This window comes from Flavonifractor sp. An91 (assembly GCF_002159225.1).
In the GTDB taxonomy this organism is placed as follows: Bacteria; Bacillota; Clostridia; order Oscillospirales; family Oscillospiraceae; genus Flavonifractor; species Flavonifractor avicola.
This window is the reverse complement of the sequence record NZ_NFHA01000001.1, coordinates 201,955-222,315: the sequence shown is the minus strand read 5'-3', so window position 1 is coordinate 222,315 and position 20,361 is coordinate 201,955. Positions and strand designations below refer to the sequence as shown.

The following is a 20,361-nucleotide window of genomic DNA, read 5'->3' as shown; positions in this document are numbered from 1 at the left end:
TTAAATTTATCCGTACTACGATATATGCTGCTTGATTCTATTCACTTTCGGCGGTGTACATTTAATAGACCTGTTTATGGGACTCCTAATTTGATAGGATTTTTATTGTGGAGATTATTGGGATTTTGTGCTATCCTGTAGATAATTTATATGAATAGTCAGCACAATGATGCGATTCAAGTAATGAGGTGGATACAGCTTATGAAGATCATCAATAACATTACAGAAAAATTATCCGATGACCTGCACGTGGAGATCTCTCCCCACAGCAAAGTATCCATTGCTGCCGCCTGCTTCTCCGTCTATGCCTATGAAGAATTAAAAGAACAACTGGAGCAGGTGGATTCATTACGCTTTATCTTCACTTCACCTACATTCCTCTCCGAACCGTCGGCAAAAGAGAAACGGGAGTTCTATATCCCCCGCCAGGCGCGTGAAAAAACGCTGCATGGCAGTGAGTTTGAAATCCGCCTGCGCAACGAGTTTACACAGAAAACCATCTCCAAAGAATGTGCTGATTGGGTACGCCGTAAAGCGCAGTTCAAATCCAACTGCACCGATGAGACAATGCCAGGGTTTCTTGCCGTGGACAGTGAGCACCCGGTAGCTTATGCTCCCATCAACGGCTTCACTCGAGCAGATCTGGGCTGTGAGCGGGGCGGAAATATGTTCAGCATGATCCAGCAACTTGACGCACCGGAAAGCAAAGCCTATCTGCAGCTGTTTGATCAGCTTTGGGCCGATAAACGGCGTATGCAGGATGTAACGGAGCAGGTTCTGGAGCGGATCACCACTGCCTATCAGGAAAACAGCCCCGAGTTTCTCTACTTCTTTGCTCTTTACAACATCTTCAATGATTTCCTGGAGAATCTCAGTGAGGATGATCTGCCAAACGAAGCAAATGGTTTTAAGGACAGCTTAGTCTGGAATAAGCTCTACACCTTCCAAAAGGATGCCGTGCTGGCAATCATCAGTAAACTGGAGCAGTACAACGGCTGTATTCTGGCGGATAGTGTAGGCTTGGGCAAGACCTTTACCGCTCTGGCTGTTATCAAGTACTACGAGAACCGCAACCTGCGGGTGCTGGTGCTCTGTCCGAAAAAACTCAGCGATAACTGGATGACCTACAAGGCCAACTATGTGAATAACCCCATCGCCGGTGACCGTCTGCGGTACGATGTGCTATTCCACACCGACCTGTCCCGCAGCAAGGGATTTTCCGGTGAACTGGACCTTTCCAAAATCAACTGGAGTGCCTACGACCTGGTGGTCATCGACGAGTCCCACAACTTCCGTAATGGCGGCAGCAGCCACAGCGACGAGGGAAAATATAACCGCTACGACGCCCTGATGGAGAAAGTCATCCGTCCCGGTGCCCGTACCCGTGTGCTGATGCTCTCTGCTACTCCTGTCAATAACCGCTTCTATGACCTGCGCAACCAGCTGGCTCTGGCCTACGAGGGCAACAGCGAGGCATGGCGGGACAAGCTGGACACCACCCGCTCGGTAGAGGAGATCTTCCGCAATGCGCAGAAAGCTTTTAACACCTGGAGCGAGTGGGATGTGGAGTTGCGTACCACCGACAAACTTATGCGGATGCTGGACTTCGATTTCTTTGAGATCCTGGACGCTGTCACCATCGCCCGCTCCCGGCGGCACATTGAGAAGTACTATAATGTGGGCGAGATCGGCAAGTTCCCCACACGGCTGCCGCCCATCTCCAAGCGCCCGCCGCTGACCGATTTGAGCGACGCCATTACATACGGCGAGATCTATGACCTGCTGCTCAGCCTGACCTTGAGCATCTATACCCCCTCCAACTACATCCTGCCCAGCCGTATGGAGAAGTACGCCGACTTGAATCACGAGGGTAAGAACAGCCTGACCCAGGTGGGCCGTGAGCAGGGTATCCGCCGTCTGATGAGCATCAACCTGCTCAAACGCCTGGAAAGCTCCGTCCACTCCTTCCGCCTGACCTTAAAGCGCATCCAAGACCTGATCTGCACGACGCTGGATACCATTGCCCACTACGATCCCAACCTGACTTTGGAGCTGAACGACCTGACCAGCAAGGTGGACTTTGACTCTGATGACCAGGAGATGGATCTGTTCACTGTGGGCAAGAAGGTGAAAATCGCCCTGGAGGACATGGACTATGTGACCTGGCAGCACGATCTGGAGGAGGACTTCAACACCCTCTATGTGCTGGTCAACATGGTGGCCGACATTACCCCGGAGCACGACAGCAAGCTGCAAATGCTGCTCTCCACCATAGCCGAAAAAATCGACCGCCCCATCAACCCCGGCAACCGAAAGGTAATCATCTTCACCGCCTTTTCTGACACGGCGGAGTACCTCTACGACCATGTCAGCACTTTTGCCCAGAACAAGTATGGCCTGCACACAGCCCTGATTACTGGTTCGGTGAGTGGGCGCACCACAGTGCCGAAATTCAAGGCCGATCTCAATAATGTGCTGACTTGTTTCTCTCCCATCTCAAAAGACAAGGCGGCCCTGATGCCAAACGGTCCGGACATCGACCTACTTATTGCTACCGACTGTATCTCCGAGGGTCAGAACCTGCAGGACTGTGACTGCCTCATCAACTACGACATCCACTGGAACCCGGTGCGGCTGGTGCAGCGTTTTGGCCGTGTGGACCGTATCGGCAGCCGGAATGAGCAGATCCAGCTCATCAACTTCTGGCCGGATATGCAGCTGGACGACTACATCAACCTGAAAGCCCGGGTGGAGACCCGTATGAAGGCCCTGGTCATGACCTCCACCGGCGACGACAATCTGCTCTCCCCCGAGGAGCAGGGTGACCTGGAGTACCGCAAGGCCCAGCTCCAGCGGCTCCAGACCGAGGTGGTGGATTTGGAGGATATGGGCACCGGCGTGTCCATCACCGACCTGGGCCTCAACGAGTTCCGCATGGAGCTGATGGAGTACGCCAAGGCACACCCGGAGCTGGAAACCTGCCCCGGCGGCATCAGCGCCGTGGCAGCGGCCACACCAGACGCTCCGGCAGGCGTGGTGTTTATTCTGAAAAATGTCCATAACGAGGTGAACATTGACAACCGCAACCGGCTCCACCCCTATTACCTGGTCTATCTGACCGAGGACGGTGTCACCGTCCATGACCACCTCTCCCCCAAGGACACCCTGGACGCCATGCGGCAGCTGTGCCGGGGCAAGGACAAGCCCATTGAGGAACTGTACCGTGCCTTCAATCAGGAGACCGAGGACGGGCGGAATATGGCCGTCTATTCCAGTCTGCTGGAGGACGCGGTGCTGTCCATTCTGGACGCCAAGGAGGACAGCGACCTGGACAGCCTGTTCCGAGCAGGCGGCACCTCGGCCCTGCTCAGCCAGGTGTCCGGGCTGGATGATTTTCAACTTGTCTGTTTTCTCGTCGTCCGATAAAATGGAGGTAGTGCCATGTTGGACTTTCCCAAATCAACGGCTTTTGGCCGCAGATTCCCCAAGCAGAAACTCTATGAAAATTTGGATGTGTCCACCGAGGTCAAGCGGCTTTTTGTGGAGCAGGTAAAGCTGATCACCTGGGCCAATAAACTCTCCCCCGAGACCATGAACATCGCCCCCGGCCAGGCGGTGCGGGAGATCGAGGTGTTCCGCCTAACGCTTCAAGGGCAGGAGCTGGACGAGCGGGTTCTCTCCCTGATGGATAAGCAGATTCCCTACCACATTCTGTTTCTGCTGGAGCGGCCCGACGGCTGCGTCCGGCTCCATGTGACTTACAAGGAGGCCAGCCAGAGCGGCAGCAACGCCTTCCAGCTCCGGCAGAGCTATCGCACGGAGTGGAGCAAGCCGGAGAACTGGTCTCTGAATCTCACCGCCCTGGATATGGACGCCCTCTACGAGAGCATTGTCCGCCAGATCGCCGGTGATGCCATCGACGCGCCCCAGGGCGAGAGTCTGAAAGAGGCGGTGGAACAGACCCAGCAGCGGGAGAAGCTGGAAAAGCAGATCGCCCAGCTGAAAGCGATGATGAAGAAGGAGAAGCAGCTGGGGCGGCAGATGGAACTGAGACGGGAGATTCGGAGGCTTGAAAATGTCATTCAAAGAGATACTATTTAAGATTGCAGGATTATTGCATAAATATTGGAAGCCAATTACCCTTTTCATATTTCTTTTTTTCATCATCATTCCCACTTGCATCAATTTGGCTTTCAAATATGATAGTGGAATTATTATTTTACAAGCCGAATGGGATGCCTCTGATGCGTTGAGTTTTTATGGTGGAATTTTAGCGGCTGGGCTTGGAATTTATGGCGTATTTTTATCTATTCAGTATGCACAGAAAAACTATAGAGATGATTTGAAGAATCAGGTATTACCGTACCTTGTTGTCACACAACTACGAGGGCTTTCTCGTTATAATGCACTTGTTGATGGCCCGGATATCAAAACAAAGGCCGAGAATAGTCCTGAAGGAAATGAGTCAGATGATCCTTTATACGAAGAATATAAGTTAACTAAGATCTACTATATAATTGAGCCAAACGGAATAAAAAATTATATAGATATTCCACCAAGATATAAGCCAATATTGGAAAAAAAGGCGCATCGTGGGAAACTGTTGCCAATGGATGTTATATTCTACAAAAACGGCCATATATAAGTTTCCCTGTGGAAATAGAAAATGTAGGAAACGGAACTGCTGTTTATGCGCGAATTGGATTTTATAAAAAAGAAGATACTCCCCAATATTTACCCCCAATACAGTTAAAGCCGAAAGAAACATTTTATATTCACATTTTCTCCGTATTACCACTTGAAAATGTCTACGGAGAATACACTTTAAGCATCATTTATCAGGATATTTATCACAATAGATATGAGCAAAGCTTCCCATTTACTGCTGAAGCTCAAGGATATCACATGGACTTAAATGATAAGCAAGTTTGTAGGGAGGAATAACCTTATGGAAAAACTGAAATTTGAAACCCCGGATATGGTGGCCGGGAGTATTGAGAAAATCGGGGCACTGTTCCCCGCTGCGATTACGGAGATGCGGGGCGAGGACGGGCAGATTAAGAAGGGCATCAATTTTGAGGTGCTCAAGCAGCTGCTCAGCCGGGATGTGGTGGACGGCGATGAGTGCTATGAGTTCACCTGGGTGGGCAAGAAGGCCGCTATGGCCGAGGCTGCCCGGCCCATCACCAAAACCTTGCGCCCGGTGAAGGAGGACAGCCGGGACTGGGACACCACCCAGAACCTCTATATCGAGGGGGACAACCTGGAAGTGCTGAAAATCCTCCAGGAGAGTTATCTTGGCAAGGTCAAGATGATCTATATCGACCCGCCCTACAACACCGGCCACGACTTCATCTATCGGGACAGGTTCCAGCGTTCCCAGCAGGAAGAGAATGAGCAAATGGGAATGTACGATGAAGAGGAAAACCAGATGTTTGAGAACACAGAAAGTAATGGCCGGTTCCATTCGGATTGGTGTTCGTATATTTACCGCCCCCTCATTCTTTCAAAGAATTTGTTATCACAGAACGGTGTTATCTTTATATCGATCGATGATCACGAATATGAAAACCTCAAGAGAATCTGCGATGATACATTTGGCGCGAGTAATTACATTGCAACTATAATAAGAAATACTAATAGTTCAAAAAATCAAAGCTTGTTCGTATCAGTAAGCCATGAATATTGTATTGTTTATGCTAAAGATATTGAGTCTCTTAAGCAAAAGTATGCTGATAATAAGTGGAGCGTTCCCAAAAATAATGTAGATGAATACGTAAAAAAAGTAAAGTATTTGAAAGACCAGGGCTTATCAGAAGCCGAAATTACCGAAGAATTAAAAGAGCTTACAAAGTATCCTCGATTTATTGATTTTACCAACTATTGGTATTTTGATGAAAGGGGACTGTATAGAAAAGGAGACTTAGGTGGAGTCAAAAACGGCAACATGACCCCCTTATACAATCCTCTAACCGGAAACGAAGATCCAGTGCCACCCGGAGGGTTTAGATTTAACCCTGAAAAATTAGCTAAACTTGTAAAAGAAAATAGAATACATTTTCACACAGATGGAAGTCTTCCAACAATTAAGCGCTATTTACACGAAAACTTGGGACAGCGCCCAAAGTCAATTATGTCTGATGATCAACGACCAGACCATTCAATGATGCAAGAATTCAACACGCCATTTGACAATCCCAAACAATTGGCATTTATAAAACGGATTATCAGTATCGCAGATCATGATTCAATTATTCTTGACTTCTTTTCCGGCTCCGCTACTACCGCCCACGCTGTCATGCAGCTCAATGCCGAGGATGGCGGTCACCGCAAATTTATTATGGTGCAGTGGCCTGAATTGTGCGCTGAAGGAACAGAAGCTGCCAATGCTGGCTACAAAAACATCTGCGAGATTGGCAAGGAGCGTATCCGCCGGGCCAGGGACAAAATCAAGGCGGACAATCCCCAGGGCACACAGGATCTGGACACTGGTTTCCGGGTATTCCGGGTGGACAGCAGCAACATGAAGGATGTGTACTACCAGCCAGATGAGCTGGATCAGCAGTCCATGTTCGATCTGGTGTCCAACATCAAGGACGACCGCACCGATCTGGATCTGCTCTATGCCTGCCTGCTGGACTGGGGCGTGGAGATCCACCTGCCCCACTCCAGCACCGACCTGGACGGCTGTACCGTCCACAATGTGGACAACGGCGCCCTCATGGCCTGCTTCAGCCCCAATGTGCCCCGCTCCGTGGTGGAGTATATGGCAAAGCAGCAGCCCCTCCGCGCCGTCTTCCGTGACAGCGCCTTCGCCTCCGATGATGCTAAAATCAATGTGACGGAGATTTTCAAAAACCTCTCCCCGGATACCAAAGTGAAGGTGATTTGACATGAGCCTGTATATTCCAATTAGGATAGTGGCGTATGCCAGCGGAATAGATGAACAACAGATTCATCGAGATATTCAAAACGGCAATCTGCGTTCGGATAATGGCGTTGTGTGGTATAGAGATGCAGCTCAGTATGTGTACGAAAAGTGGAGACAAGGCAAAGTTTTGATGTATGAGCCATACTCCGATAATGTAGACCAGTCTTTTGCCATGAGAGTCCTCTCATTGATGGATGACGCGATTGCAGCTGGAAATTTGACTGTGAAGTGGACAGAGAAAAATCAAAACCACAATAAAACAAAAAAAGAAAAGGAGTAAACATCATGGATGAAATCACCACTTTGTTAAAAGAAATTCTCAAAGAACTAAAAAATATTGATTCATCGTTAGACGGTATTCGAAATGGTGCATACGACTCGATTGAATGCGTGTGTGATAAGCTTTCTGATATCGAAGAAAAATTAGGGTCTTGATTTTATGAAACTTCAATTCAAACACCAGCCCTTTCAGGCAGAGGCGGCTGCGGCGGTCTGCGATGTGTTCAACGGCCAGCCCATGCGCACCACCACCTACCGCCTGGATCTGGGTGATATGACCAATGTCCAGACTGACCTGGACATGACGGACACCGGCTTCCGGAACCACCCTCTGGTGCCGGAGCTGACCAACGCCCGTATTCTGGACAACCTGCACGCCGTCCAGCGCCGGGGCGGCTTAAAGCCCTCCGATGCCCTGGCCGGGCCGGGCATCAACCTGTCCATTGAGATGGAGACGGGCACCGGCAAGACCTATACTTATGTAAAAACCATGTACGAGCTCAATGCCCGCTACGGCTGGAGCAAATTCATCGTCGTAGTGCCGTCGGTGGCCATCCGGGAGGGCGTCTACAAGTCCCTCCAGACCACCCAGGAGCACTTTGCCGGAGAGTATGGCAAGAAGATCCGGTTCTTCATCTACTCCTCCGACCGGCTCACCGAGGTAGACCGCTTCGCTTCTGACAGCGCCATCAATGTGATGATCATTAACATGCAGGCTTTCAACTCCAGCAAGAATCAGCGAATCATTGACAAGAAGCTGGACACCTTCCGCAGCCGCAAGCCCATTGACATCATTGCAAAGACCAATCCCATTCTCATTATCGATGAGCCCCAGAGTGTGGAGGGCAAGCAGACTAAAGAGAGCCTGAAGAAGTTCAACCCGCTCTTTACCCTGCGCTACTCCGCCACCCACAAGGAGAAGTACGACATGGTGTACCGGCTGGACGCCATGGACGCCTACAACCAGCATCTGGTGAAGAAGATCGCCGCGCTGGGCGTCACCCTCACCGGCTCCACTGCTACCAATAGCTATGTCTATCTGGAGGGCATCGACCTCTACAAAAACAAGGCACCCACCGCCCGCCTGGGGTTCGAGGTCAAGGGGGCAACTGGTACCAAAACTGTTGTCAAAAAAGTCAGCGGAGGGGACGACCTCTTTGCGCTGTCCAACGGTCTGGAGGAATACTCCGACCGCTATGTGATCCTGCCCGACGGCATTGACGGTCGGGACAACTCGGTCACTTTCCTCAATGGTCTGAAACTCTATGCCGGACAGATTCAGGGCAACGAGCAGATGACCGCTCTCCAGCGGCGTGTCCAGATCCGTGAAACCATCCGCACCCACATCCGCCGGGAGCGGGAGCTCTACCCCAAGGGCATCAAGGTGCTCAGCCTGTTCTTTATTGACGAGGTGGCCAAATACCGCTTGTACGACGGCGATAACGACGATGGCCGTAACGGCGAGTATGCTCGGATGTTTGAGGAAGAGTATGAAAATGTGGTAAGCGAGCTCCAGCGGGAGATTGGCGACGAGGCCTATCTCAGCTATCTGGACAAAATCTCCGCCCATGAGACACACCAAGGCTACTTCTCCATCGACAAGAAAAAGGGCAAGAAGGCTCGCTTTGTGGAGAGTAAGGTGGACCGCAAAACCCAGACCTCTGATGATGCCGATGCCTACGACCTGATTATGAAGGATAAGGAGCGGCTGCTCAGCCTGGACGAGCCGGTGCGGTTTATCTTCTCCCACTCTGCCCTTCGGGAAGGTTGGGACAACCCCAATGTGTTCCAGATCTGTACCCTGAAGCCCCAGAGCGAGTCGGAGATCCGCAGCCGCCAGGAGATTGGGCGCGGCCTGCGCCTGTGCGTCAATCAGCAGGGCGAGCGGATGGACGAGAGTGTGCTGGGCAGTGAGGTGCAGGAGCTGAACAAGCTGACCCTGGTCACCGATATGGCCTTCGGCAAGTTTGCCGAGGCGCTCCAATCCGGCCTGGCTGAGTCCCTGGCTGACCGTCCCAAGAAGGTGGATGTACAGCTGTTCATGGACAAGGTGCTCACCAACGCCAACGGGGAAACCGTCAAAGTTACCCGTGATTTGGCGGAGGCCATTTACGAGGATTTGATCGGCAACGGCTATGTGAAGCGGGGCGAGTTGACGGACAAGTACTACGCCGACAAGGCCAGCGGCACCGTTCAGGTGGCCGAAGAGGTCAAGGACTGTGCCGCCTCTGTGGTATCCATCTTGTCCACCATCTATGACAGCCACTCCGTGGAGCTTGAAGATGCTCACGGAAATAATGTGGAGGCCAAGGTGGACCCCGACAAGCTGAAAAAGAAGGAGTTTCTGGCCCTCTGGGAGAAGATCAACCAGAAATCCTTCTATACAGTCTCTTTTGACACAAAAGACCTCATCCAAAAAGCCATTGACAAGCTAAACGGTCATCTGGAGGTCTCCCGTATTTTTGTGAAAAAGGAATATGGTGAGCAGGAATCGAAGATTCAGTCGAAGGATCAGCTGCTCCAGGGCGAAGGCTTCACGCAGCGGAAAGCGGATCAGGAAGTGGCAGATCACTCTGTACTGGGTAGTGTACGCTACGATCTGGTGGGCAAACTGGTGGAGGAGACCGGCCTGACCCGTGCCACCGTCGCGGCCATTCTGGCCGGAATGGCTCCACAGAAATTTGCCATGTACCGCCTCAATCCGGAGGAGTTCATTCTCAAGGCAGGGAAAATCATCAACAACGAGAAAGCTACGGCCATCATCCAGCATATCGCCTATAACAAGCTGGATGCGGTCTACGATACTGATATCTTTACTGCTGCCACGCTGCGGGGAAAACTGGGGCAGAATGCCATGCCGGTGGACCGAAGCATCTATGACTATCTGATCTATGATTCGGATGGCGAGCGCAAGTTCGCCGGGCAATTGGATATCAACGAAAAAGTTGCCGTCTATGTAAAACTACCGAAATCCTTCTTCATCTCCACACCGGTGGGCAAGTACAGCCCCGACTGGGCCATTGCCTTCCATGAAGGCACTGTGAAACACGTCTATTTCGTGGCGGAGACCAAGGGTAGCAACGACACCATGGAGTTGCGTGGCGTGGAGGAAGCAAAAATTGAGTGTGCCAAAGCCCATTTTGCGGCAATCAGCAACAGCAGCATTACTTATGATGTGGTGAAGGATTTCGAGCAGCTGATGAATCTTGTGTCATAATTATTCCTGTGTTTTCACCTTTCATCTTGTCCTCTCCTGTCAAGTTCCGGTACAATGGGGCCAAAGTGAGGAGGAGATCACATGAATGGACTATCCTTTATCCGTCGGCGGTGCAATTTGAGCCAGGGACAACTGGCCGAAAAACTGGGCGTCACCCGCCAGGCCATCAATCTGTGGGAGAACCGCCGGGAGCCGCTGCCGGAGGCCCGTAAGGAGCAGCTCAGCCGGTTTTTCGGTCTGGAGCCGGAGCTGTTCGATGAGATCACCCAGGCACAGGAGGACGCCTTGTTCCATCGTCCCTGTTTTATGTACCGGGACGATGACGGACACGATTACTTCCTGTTTCGGGAGAATCCGCTAAGGCCTGTGGGCTGCCTGCTAAGGGAAACAACTGGGCAGCCCTTCACCCAGGATGAACAGATGATTTTAGACCGCCGGGAACTGGAAGAGATGCTGGACATCCTGCGTCAGGCGGTGTTTCCGAAAAATCGTTCCCGGTGGACCGCGTGGGATTCCAATGTGGCCATGAACCGGATGCGGTGTATCTTGGGCGGTATGACGGACGCTCTGGAGGCCATTCAAAAGCAGCCTAAAGAGCGGAAGATGGACTGCTTCTATTTGATGATGCAGGTGGAACTGGCTTTGGCTTTGGCGCTGGGCGGGATCGAGGAAGCAGATCTTCCCCATCAGAAGTTGGACGATGCGCCTGGGTTGGATACAGACCACATTGCAGGTCTGGCTACGGAATTCCAGAATTGGTTGAGCAAGCGCGCCGAGATGTCTGACGCCTTGTTTACCAAATAGAATATTTCTCAGTATAACGGCAGCCGGAAAGGGAGGCGTGATCCATGGCAACAATCCGATGTCCGCACTGCGGCAGTCCTGTCATGGTGCGGGGCAACCGCTGGGAGTGCGGCTGGTGTGGTGATTTTGGGAACATCTCATCGTTGAACCGCTCAGAACGCGTGAAGCTCTCCCGAGCCCACGACACGGCACTGGAAGATCTGGAGCGTGGTGTTCTCTCCATTCTGAATGGAATACAAGCGCACTTTGGCAGTGGAGAAAAAGAACGGCTTTTGGCCTGCAAGCTCGTCATTTACGGGATGTCCCACGCTTTGGTTCCAGCCAACAATCAGACACAACGTAACCTCCAACTTTTGCAGGCGTTTTTTCAGCGCTATTCCTTCTGCACGGCAGGTGAGGTGCTGGGTACGGCCCGCAGCGGAAAACCAGCCTTTGAGGATCAATTTCTGCTTACAAAGGAGCAACTTGGTTCTTTTTGGGAATCTTTGCTGCCTGATTTACCCCAGTATGAAGCATACAAAGCCTGGCCCAACTGGCTCTATCAAACGGTGGATGGCCTGAGCGATGTGGAAAGTTTTTTCTCCGGCGAGGACAGCTCTACTTTGTTTGATACGCTTCAGGAGGCGCTGGATGCCCACTGGAGCGCCTATCCCCTGCTCCATCCGGATCGCACCACTCTGGAGGCTGCCGTCCGCAACTGGGACTTCTCAGAGAATGAGTGGGCCTGCCGAGATCTGCTGATTGCCGCCTTTCCTGATGCAGTCCGCTTCTGGAGTGCGGAGGAACTTTTGGAGATGGACACCATGGAACTCCTGGGAAAAGTAAGTGAGTGGAAACCGGAAGTAGGCATCCAGATGATGAAATTGCTGCTGGATACTGCCGAGTGCCATCTCCAGGAGCCAGAAGTCGCCGAACAGCTGTTGGGTAATGATCTGTACGAACTCTGTCAGAATCAAACCGTCCAGCCCAAGCTTTTGGCTCAACTGAAAGAGGATGCTCGTCTGGTTCGGCAGTTGTTCCAAAGCGCCTATGTAGGCGACCTGCAAGAGGAGTTACTGGAGGCATGTGACTGGTTTGGAGAATCGATGCTGAAAGAGCATCTTCAATCTCTTTTGGCACAAAACCCTCATTTCAAGGAATTTGAATAGATAGAATGGCTCGGCCTGTGATCGACACTGGCCGAGCCTATTTTTTCCTGAAAATTCTTTATTCTTTAGCACAAGTGATGTATGACTTGTTGAACGATACATATCTTCCAATGCTCTTGTTATCAGACTCCCGATGGTATAAAATGTTATCAGAATCAGTCATTTACATGTAGGGGGGATTTTAAGTGGCAGCTGTAAGATCGATTTTCGAGCATGTCAGTAACAAGTGCTATAATGGACTATACGATGCCGCAAAAAAGTACCTCGATAACCATTGGCACACAATGGGGCTTGAAACTAGACGTGTGGCTGAAATAAAAAATGCTGAACTGATAGATGCAACTGTACAACGGGTTTATGTTACAGATCGACCTGGCAACTGTATTGCATTTGACATTGGCCTAGAGTTAGAGGTTTGCGTGTCGTCTGCCGATCACCACAATGACAGCGATGATACCTGCTATCCATGGCTTCGCTTTTCCTGCGAAGGGGACCTCTCCAAAGGCTTAGATGACTGGGAAATCCGCGAAATTACGCCTTATGTTAAGCGCAATGTACCAGACAATTCTATGTCTGACGCGCTGGTTCCAGATATCCGCCCTGCACAATATGAAAAAACGGCTACAGACTTTCTTGAGGAATATTATCCAGAAGCCTTACGAATTACAAAAGTTGGAGAACCTCCTATTTATGTCGACCCTTATGTTTTAGCCGATCGTCTGGGGCTTTCGGTTTTGACGCATCGTATCAATAAAGAAGGGTCCATTTTTGGACAGCTCTTCTTTTTGGAAGCAGATGCGGAAATGTACGATATCGAACATGACAAGTACGTAGTTATCCATGTTCCAGCAAAAACCATAGTTGTTGATCCCCGGATGTACCTGTTCCGTAATCTCGGATCTGTCAACAATACCATTATCCACGAATGTGTCCATTGGATCAAGCACCGCAAGGTGTTCATGCTGGAAAAGCTGTATAATGAAAAAATACATGGAATTACCTGTGAGGTTGTCGGAGGGGCAAGAGCAAATATGTCCAAGCAGGCAACAGAGAAAATGGAACAGCAAGCTAACCGACTAGCTCCTCGAATCCAAATGCCTGCAGCCCCTTTTAAGGCAAAAGCTTCTGACTATATTGCCAAATTTATGCGCGAAATCGGTGCACACCACGAAATTGAAGTTATGGAGGCGGTAATTCAACAACTTTCGGTAGAGTTTGTAGTCTCTAAGCAGGCTGCTAAAATTCGCTTGGTAGAGCTGGGTTTTGAATCGGCTGTTGGTACATTTAATTTTATCGATGGCCATTATGTCCCACCGCACAGTTACAGCAAGGGAGCCATTTCCAGAAACCAAACATTTACCATAAGCGGTCGGGATGCAGCAATACAACGGCTGGTTAACCCCGCTCTCCATTCTCTGACGCAGGATGGAGATTACCTTTTTCTTGAAAACCACTATGTTTTCAAGGCCCCGATGTATATTAAGAAGGATTCCGAAGGTCACCTCCATCTGACAAAATATGCCCGTTCTCATATGGACGAGTGCTGTTTGGTCTTTGATATGGAGATTCAAGGGGATATTAGCAAGGAATACCATACGGTTTGTTATCTTAATCGTGAAGAAGGGGCCTATACCTTTAACATTACATATAATGAGGATTTTCGCGCCAAAACCAAGGAGCAACAAAAAGCTTACCGTCAAAAGGAAAAACAGGAAGAAATAGAAATTCGTATGAAAATGACAGATGACCCTTCTCAATGCATGAAACTGCTCCTTAACTGGAAAGGAATGAGCAATCTTGACTTGGGCGTTGCTATTAATAGAGATGAACGCACCATTAGACGAATCGTCAATGGAGAGAACGTTCCAAGCTTAGAGACTGCTGTCCTGATTTGTCTGGGGTTGAACTTGCCCCCAATTATCAGTTCCAAACTGCTGGATTCACTTGGGGTTAAACTGATACCTAGTAAATCCACTCATCTCTGGTACCAGGAAGTCCTAAATGTAAAATATAACGAACCTGTTGAGGATGCCCAGGCTTATCTTGCAGAGTTTGATATTGAACTAAAATAAAATTTTGGACACCCTGTGTCCGGAGACCTTAGTTTGCTAAATAGGAGGCTTCAACATGTCTGGTGTGCGTAAATCTGAACGCAAAAATCCCCAGCGAGATTTACCACCTAAACCTTCACCGTCTTACGATGAAGTTAAGAAAAAATTTGGTATGGAGAACATGACAATAGAAGAATTAACAGTTTTTCTTCGACATACCTCCCGATGGCTTGGTACTGATCTTACCACAAAATCGGTTAAAAACTATATCAAAACTATTTGTGACCATAGCGATGGGCTGTTGCGACCAGATGATTTTAAAGAAAATCCGGAAAACCCCAAAAGTTCATATTGCATACGGCCAGAATGTCAGGGACTACTAATTGTCTTGATCAATTCTGAATATTTTGACGGACGCAAGAATGATCGTAGATTAAAGACCCGTTCTGACCTTAATAATCAATTAGCAAAAAATGTACGAGAGTATCTTACAGACAGCGATAAGCAGCTCGTCTTAAATAACCCAAGCTATGTCAATGCAGAATTAGAGGCTCAATTGTCCCGGCAAATCAACCAGCAACTCATCACTCTTTTGCGTACGATGTACCACGTTTCACCAGTTATTCGATATAAATTGATGATGGAATTTCTAAAACAGCTTGTGAGCTTAAACGACTGGATGTCCAGACAAGATTCGAAGGAAACTGCTGCTCGTATGGTTTATGCGCATGAGCTGGACGAAATACATGATGCGCTGTATCAGAAAGGGCTGTTTTCCTCTAAATCGCTGGATGAATTACTGATTAACCTTCTGGCGTTTCGTATGCATGACAAGGAATTCACTTATATCAAAGATAATGAGGAAATGACTCCAATAGGTGTGTATTTAGCCACTCTCATTTTTCAAGGTGGGTTTCCTGAAGAATCTGAAGCTCAAAAAAAGATGAATGACATTGATCGAGCAGTCGAAAATCAATCACTCTATCAATGCATACAGGAAAAGGCCAAGAAGATTTTAGATTTAAGCAATCCCTTTGAGGAACAAATGTATTACGATCTGATGAATATGGCCAAAATACGCTGTTGTACCCCGTATGTTTCTCCAGAAGAATACGATCGCATGGTGCGTTTTACAGAAAGTGCAATTGCAAATGATAAGTGGGATATTTTAAGTAAATTCTGGGAATTAGACAATCAAATATTATCCAGGCATGACATGGAAAAAAACTGAACCGATATCTTTCCGTTTCTAATGCACCTCTTGCATGGTAGCCTAAAAGCACCAGATGAGAGTTGACTCAGAAACGTGCGCCGGGGCGCATCTGAATGACTTTAATTGTCATTTGGATGCGCCCCGTTTTTTTTAATTCCGAATGTAGCGCGACGGACACGCCATGTCCGATGCTCACTCAGCAGAGATGCTATTCTATGTCCACCAAGGCCGGACTCATTTTTTCAAAAAAGTTTTTTAATCCGGACATGAGCTGTCCGCTTTAACCTGTATGATTCGGCCATGGAGGTGAAAGGGGGTGAGAGTGTGAGGATCAACGACCGGCAGCAGCAGATCATCAATCTGCTGTGCCAGCGGCGGAGCGATACCGTTCAGAATCTGGCGGCGGAACTCGGCGTCTGCGAACGGACCATCCGCCGTGACATTGAAGAGCTCACACTCACCTACCCCCTTGAGACAGTCCGGGGCCGATATGGCGGCGGGGTAAAGATGGCCGACTGGTACTTCCAGGACCGGCCTAAACTATCCCCCAAGCAGACGGCTCTGCTCAAGCGACTAGCAGTTGGACTGCATGGCGAGGACCTGGATGAAATGAACCAGATCCTGGCCCGTTTCGCTTCCTGAAGGAGCGCCCACCGCTCCACGGCACCTTGAAAAGTTCATACCAGCAGTACGGATTACCACCGAAACAGTCAAGCGTCATGCAGCGCGCGCCATGACGCCCACGGCAATGCCCTGGGCTGAGCGAGAACGCCACCTGCATGGGGCGCTATGGCACGCGCTTTTGCAATGACGCTGTTTGGGTACATAATGAGACACCTCGCTTGGCCTGCGCGTAAGACAGGCGGTGCTGCCCTGGAGTTGAAAGCAGTAGAGACTCCAGGTAAAAGCCCGTGCGGCTTCTTGCCGGAAGCCGATCCGTACTGTTCCCCATCGTCGGGGGGCGAGCTGCAAATACGACGATAATGAAAAAAATTAACTCACTTATTCAAGGAGATTTTACAAATGATTAGTTATCATAACAGGCAGGTCGCACATCATGAAATCGACCATATCTTTCAGGACATCTTCCCAAGCCATGGCATGACGGCTCGGCCCAGCCAAATCGAGTTGAGCCACAAGATGCTGGATGCCATGATTCACAGCAAAATCGCTTTAAGTGACGCGGGAACGGGAATCGGCAAGACCTATGCCTATCTGGTGGCTGGTGTTTCTTTTTCTCGTGCGTTGAGCCGGGAGAACATCCCTTTCCAGCCCATCCTCATTTCCACCTCCAGCATCGCCCTGCAAACGGCGGTAAGGGAGGAATACATCCCGTTCCTCTCCTCTGTTCTTTTGGAGGATAAGCTGATCCAGGCCCCCATCCGGGCGGTCATTCGAAAAGGAAAAGGCCACTATGTCTGTGATGAGCGTCTGATGCGCCGCCTGCGGCAGGTAGACCTGGAGCGAAAAAATCCGCTGGCTGCCCAGGCCCTCCTCTCCCTGCGGGATTATTTGGACACAGACCAAGCCCCCCATCTCAGCCAATATGATCGAAACCGGGTATGTGTCCCCTCCGTGTGTGATTGCCGCCGGGATGGCTGCCGGTACCTCTGCTATATGGAAGCCTGCAACTCTGACCGCTATCTGTTTCAGATCTGTAACCACAATCTGCTGCTGGCAGACGCCATCCATCGTGGCAGCGGTCACCGCCCCATCCTGCCGGACGTCGGCGCTTTGATTATTGATGAAGCACACAAGCTGCCTGAGACTGCCCGGCAGATGTTTGGCATTACCCTGGCAGCCAAGGACATCCGCACGCTGATCCGCACCCTACGGGCGGAACGATATCTGCTGGCATCGGAATCCCTGGCTGATATGGCATCGGCGCTTTTGAAGCTCATGTCTCTGCCCCCTGATGGTAACCGCCCTTTTTCGGACTATGTCCGACACATGATAGGACCAGCCCGAACCCTGGCTACCATCCAGAGGCAGCTCGGCGGGGTACTGACACCAACCGCCAGAAAGGAATTGGATCGGATATCCTCCGCAGTCCATCTGTTTTTGGAGGAACGCTCTGACCTGGTATTCTACACTGCGGCGGATAACGATGGCGGCACATTGCTGTGCGCCTCCATCTCCGACCTGACCGCCCAGCTCCAAGCAACACTCTGGTCACAGCCCCAGCCTGTCCTCCTTACTTCCGGAACATTGGCCATAGGCAAGGACTTTTGTCGTTTCAAAGAGGAGGCTGGCCTCACCGGCAACTCTCGGGTGGAGGAATCTGTTTCGCCCTCTCCCTTTGATTACCGGAAAAACTGCCTGCTGTATTTTCCTGCCATGCCGCCCAAGCAGCACGAAGTAGACTACTTTGACAAGCTGGCTGAAGAGATCCGCACACTGCTGATCGCGGTCCACGGCCATGCGTTGGTACTGTTCACTTCTTATGCAGCCATGTCCGCTGTGAAGGATCGTTTGAAGCAGCACCCCCTTCCATTCCCGCTGTTTACCATGGGACGGAACGCCCCGCACACCATGGCCCAGTTCAAGGCGGCACCCGGAAGCGTCCTGTTTGCCACCGGCGCCGCCTGGGAGGGTTTTGACTTTCCCGGAGACTGTGTCTCTTTGCTGGTCATCCCCCGACTACCGTTCCAATATCCGGACGCCTTGCAAGAAAAAAAGAGAGAGGCATATCCTGATCTCCGCACGTTCATCCGGGCCGTGGCTGTGCCGGAGATGCAGATCAGACTTAAGCAGGGGTTCGGACGAGCCATCCGCTTGGAGACTGACACCTGTGCCATCGCCATTTTGGATGAACGAGCCGCCAAGGGCAGCCGTTACTTCCGGGATGTTCAATCCGCGCTGCCGGAAATGCCTGTCACAAGCAGCATCTATGCGGTAGAACGGTTTATCCGGCGGGTCAAGGATGAGAGCTACTTTGAGGAGGCTGCGTGATGGAGATCCGAAACGAACTGCGTTACCTGTTATCGGTGGGTCTATGGGAACGGATGGCTGCAGACGGCCTGCTGACCAAAGAAGAACTGGCCAGAGCCAAACGGTTGTCTGCAGAACGATACCGGCCCGGAACTGTTTGGGAATAGTGCTGGCTATTCCCGCAGGGGTGTGGTATGGTTTCGTTGCCGAAAAAGATGGAAGGAGGCGAATGAGAAATGGCTGAAGTACAAGTGATCCCACCCAAGGCAGCGAGACCAGACACCCTGCGGGTAGCAGCCTATTGCCGTGTCAGCTCCGACTCTGCGGACCAGCTCCACTCCTACGCCGCCCAGATCCGGGCCTATACGCAGGCGATCAACGCCCACGATGGCTGGAATCTGGTAGACATCTACGCAGATGAGGGCCTGACCGGCACGCGGATGGATAAGCGGGAGGACTTCAACCGCCTGATGGCAGACTGCCGGAAGGGCAAAATCGATAAGATCGTGGTCAAGTCCATCTCCCGATTTGCCCGGAACACCCGTGACTGCCTCGCCACCCTGCGGGAACTTTCCTCGCTGGGTGTAACCGTCAAGTTTGAAAAAGAGAATATCGACACTGGAACGCTCACCTCAGAACTGATGGTGAGCGTTTCCGCTTCTCTGGCCCAGGAGGAATCCATCTCCATCTCCAAAAACCAACGTATGAGCTATCAGCGCCGCATGGAGCGCGGGGAGTTTATTACCTGCTCCGCACCATTTGGATACCAAATCGTTGATGGTAAGAATCTTACAATCGTAGAGGATCAGGCAAAGATCGTAAAGTGGATTTTTGCAGCCTATCTTAGAGGATATAGCTCCGAGTGGATTGCCCAGGAGTTAAGTGAGAATGGGCCTGCCCCCCTTCATGGTGGGCAAAAATGGCATCAGCAGACCATTCGAAAGATCTTAACAAACGAGAAATACATTGGAGATGCCCTCTGCCAGAAAACCTACACAACCAACACATTTCCATATCGCAGGAAAGATAACCATGGCGAGGCGGATCAATATTATGTAGAACATACCCACCCTGCCATTATCAGCTATGAGGACTTTCAAAAAGTTCAGGAACTGCTGAAGCGGCGGGCAGAACGGCAGTCGATTCCACATGATCAGACCCCGCTTGCTCGGAAGATCATCTGTGGGCAGTGTGGGACGCTGTACATGCGGAGAATTTCGAAAGCTGGATACGTCTCCTGGGTATGTCGCAAGCATGACAGAAAAGCCGCCGACTGCCCCAACGGACGGATCAGCGAGGACAGCATCCATGCGGCATTCCTCCGGATGTATCGTAAGCTTCGCACCCATGACGGCATCGTGCTGTCACCTGTGCTGAGGCAAATGGATACTTTGTCAGATGCCCTGCACCGCGGCAACCCGGCCATGCTGGCGGTCAACACAGCCATCGCCACGGCATCCGAGCAGAGTTATCACCTCACAAAGCTGCACACGGCAGGTCTCCTGGACAAGGCTGCCTTATCCGCAAAGCAGGCGGAACTCAACGCCAAGCTGACAGAACTACGACGGGAGAGGCGAAAGCTGCTTTGCAATGAGGATATTGATGAGCAGGTCGATGCAATTCGCCTGACGATTGATACCATCCGGAACGGACCAGAGACTCTGTCCAGCTTTGACGAAATCCTGTTCACCAAGCTGGTGGAACGAATCGTTGTAGATACCCAGAGCACCATCCGCTTTCAATTATATGGCGGATTTGAATTCCAAGAGACGCTGGAGGCGTAGGCA

Annotated in this window: 16 protein-coding genes; all 16 read left to right on the top strand. The window is 50.7% G+C overall.

The genetic code is table 11. The annotated features are described in order from the left end of the window. Positions 1 to 201 precede the first annotated feature (201 nt). The 16 genes from B5G42_RS01070 (at position 202) to B5G42_RS01005 (ending at position 20,358) form a co-directional block, all read left to right on the top strand. Entirely contained in the window at positions 202 to 3,426 is a 3,225-nt protein-coding gene (locus B5G42_RS01070; RefSeq protein WP_087265850.1) for a helicase-related protein, read from the top strand. A gap of 15 nt (positions 3,427 to 3,441) precedes the next feature. Continuing rightward, a complete protein-coding gene (locus B5G42_RS01065; RefSeq protein ID WP_087265848.1) occupies positions 3,442 to 4,101 on the top strand; it encodes a DUF4391 domain-containing protein in 660 nt (219 codons plus the stop codon). Further along, entirely contained in the window at positions 4,076 to 4,645 is a 570-nt protein-coding gene (locus B5G42_RS01060; RefSeq protein WP_087265847.1) for a hypothetical protein, read from the top strand. The genes B5G42_RS01065 and B5G42_RS01060 overlap by 26 nt, the downstream gene beginning before the upstream one ends. Before the next feature lie 8 nt (positions 4,646 to 4,653). Next, positions 4,654 to 4,944 carry a hypothetical protein gene (locus B5G42_RS17700; protein WP_140399764.1) on the top strand — a complete coding sequence of 97 codons (291 nt, stop codon included), beginning with the start codon at positions 4,654 to 4,656 and terminating at the stop codon, positions 4,942 to 4,944. 4 nt (positions 4,945 to 4,948) lie between these two features. Beyond that, on the top strand, positions 4,949 to 6,892 hold the full coding sequence (locus tag B5G42_RS01055) for a site-specific DNA-methyltransferase (RefSeq protein WP_087265845.1): 1,944 nt from the start codon (positions 4,949 to 4,951) through the stop codon (positions 6,890 to 6,892). Between the two features lies 1 nt (position 6,893). Beyond that, a complete protein-coding gene (locus tag B5G42_RS01050; RefSeq protein WP_087265843.1) occupies positions 6,894 to 7,211 on the top strand; it encodes a hypothetical protein in 318 nt (105 codons plus the stop codon). A gap of 5 nt (positions 7,212 to 7,216) precedes the next feature. Next, the gene (locus tag B5G42_RS18050; RefSeq protein WP_162611023.1) at positions 7,217 to 7,366 is read left to right on the top strand and encodes a hypothetical protein; all 150 of its coding nucleotides are present in this window, start codon (positions 7,217 to 7,219) and stop codon (positions 7,364 to 7,366) included. 4 nt (positions 7,367 to 7,370) lie between these two features. Further along, positions 7,371 to 10,427: a type III restriction-modification system endonuclease gene (locus tag B5G42_RS01045; RefSeq protein WP_087265840.1), complete on the top strand. Its 3,057-nt coding sequence runs from the start codon at positions 7,371 to 7,373 to the stop codon at positions 10,425 to 10,427. Positions 10,428 to 10,508: 81 nt separating this feature from the next. Continuing rightward, positions 10,509 to 11,231 (top strand): helix-turn-helix transcriptional regulator, encoded by a 723-nt coding sequence (locus B5G42_RS01040; protein ID WP_087265838.1) that lies wholly within the window; start codon positions 10,509 to 10,511, stop codon positions 11,229 to 11,231. A 44-nt stretch (positions 11,232 to 11,275) separates the two neighbouring features. After that, positions 11,276 to 12,379: a hypothetical protein gene (locus B5G42_RS01035; RefSeq protein ID WP_087265836.1), complete on the top strand. Its 1,104-nt coding sequence runs from the start codon at positions 11,276 to 11,278 to the stop codon at positions 12,377 to 12,379. 185 nt (positions 12,380 to 12,564) lie between these two features. Then, complete coding sequence (locus B5G42_RS18540; protein WP_242961084.1) at positions 12,565 to 14,451, top strand: XRE family transcriptional regulator; 1,887 nt, start codon at positions 12,565 to 12,567, stop codon at positions 14,449 to 14,451. A gap of 55 nt (positions 14,452 to 14,506) precedes the next feature. Then, a complete protein-coding gene (locus B5G42_RS18535; protein ID WP_242961083.1) occupies positions 14,507 to 15,661 on the top strand; it encodes a hypothetical protein in 1,155 nt (384 codons plus the stop codon). Positions 15,662 to 15,943: 282 nt separating this feature from the next. Beyond that, complete coding sequence (locus B5G42_RS01015) at positions 15,944 to 16,285, top strand: DeoR family transcriptional regulator (RefSeq protein ID WP_006574316.1); 342 nt, start codon at positions 15,944 to 15,946, stop codon at positions 16,283 to 16,285. A gap of 381 nt (positions 16,286 to 16,666) precedes the next feature. Further along, a complete protein-coding gene (locus B5G42_RS01010; protein WP_087265832.1) occupies positions 16,667 to 18,595 on the top strand; it encodes an ATP-dependent DNA helicase in 1,929 nt (642 codons plus the stop codon). Beyond that, positions 18,595 to 18,741 carry an SHOCT domain-containing protein gene (locus tag B5G42_RS18345; protein ID WP_006574319.1) on the top strand — a complete coding sequence of 49 codons (147 nt, stop codon included), beginning with the start codon at positions 18,595 to 18,597 and terminating at the stop codon, positions 18,739 to 18,741. Before B5G42_RS01010 ends, B5G42_RS18345 begins: the two co-directional genes overlap by 1 nt. A gap of 69 nt (positions 18,742 to 18,810) precedes the next feature. After that, on the top strand, positions 18,811 to 20,358 hold the full coding sequence (locus tag B5G42_RS01005) for a recombinase family protein (protein ID WP_087265830.1): 1,548 nt from the start codon (positions 18,811 to 18,813) through the stop codon (positions 20,356 to 20,358). The last annotated feature ends 3 nt before the right edge of the window (positions 20,359 to 20,361 follow it).

Bases quoted from the DNA above. Each gene is read 5' to 3' on its own strand.
- B5G42_RS01070 (WP_087265850.1), top strand. From the start codon at position 202: ATGAAGATCATCAATAACATTACAGAAAAATTATCCGATGACCTGCAC.
- B5G42_RS01065 (WP_087265848.1), top strand. From the start codon at position 3,442: ATGTTGGACTTTCCCAAATCAACGGCTTTTGGCCGCAGATTCCCCAAG.
- B5G42_RS01060 (WP_087265847.1), top strand. From the start codon at position 4,076: ATGTCATTCAAAGAGATACTATTTAAGATTGCAGGATTATTGCATAAA.
- B5G42_RS01055 (WP_087265845.1), top strand. From the start codon at position 4,949: ATGGAAAAACTGAAATTTGAAACCCCGGATATGGTGGCCGGGAGTATT.
- B5G42_RS01050 (WP_087265843.1), top strand. From the start codon at position 6,894: ATGAGCCTGTATATTCCAATTAGGATAGTGGCGTATGCCAGCGGAATA.
- B5G42_RS18050 (WP_162611023.1), top strand. From the start codon at position 7,217: ATGGATGAAATCACCACTTTGTTAAAAGAAATTCTCAAAGAACTAAAA.
- B5G42_RS01045 (WP_087265840.1), top strand. From the start codon at position 7,371: ATGAAACTTCAATTCAAACACCAGCCCTTTCAGGCAGAGGCGGCTGCG.
- B5G42_RS01040 (WP_087265838.1), top strand. From the start codon at position 10,509: ATGAATGGACTATCCTTTATCCGTCGGCGGTGCAATTTGAGCCAGGGA.
- B5G42_RS01035 (WP_087265836.1), top strand. From the start codon at position 11,276: ATGGCAACAATCCGATGTCCGCACTGCGGCAGTCCTGTCATGGTGCGG.
- B5G42_RS18535 (WP_242961083.1), top strand. From the start codon at position 14,507: ATGTCTGGTGTGCGTAAATCTGAACGCAAAAATCCCCAGCGAGATTTA.
- B5G42_RS01015 (WP_006574316.1), top strand. From the start codon at position 15,944: ATGGAGGTGAAAGGGGGTGAGAGTGTGAGGATCAACGACCGGCAGCAG.
- B5G42_RS01010 (WP_087265832.1), top strand. From the start codon at position 16,667: ATGATTAGTTATCATAACAGGCAGGTCGCACATCATGAAATCGACCAT.
- B5G42_RS18345 (WP_006574319.1), top strand. From the start codon at position 18,595: ATGGAGATCCGAAACGAACTGCGTTACCTGTTATCGGTGGGTCTATGG.
- B5G42_RS01005 (WP_087265830.1), top strand. From the start codon at position 18,811: ATGGCTGAAGTACAAGTGATCCCACCCAAGGCAGCGAGACCAGACACC.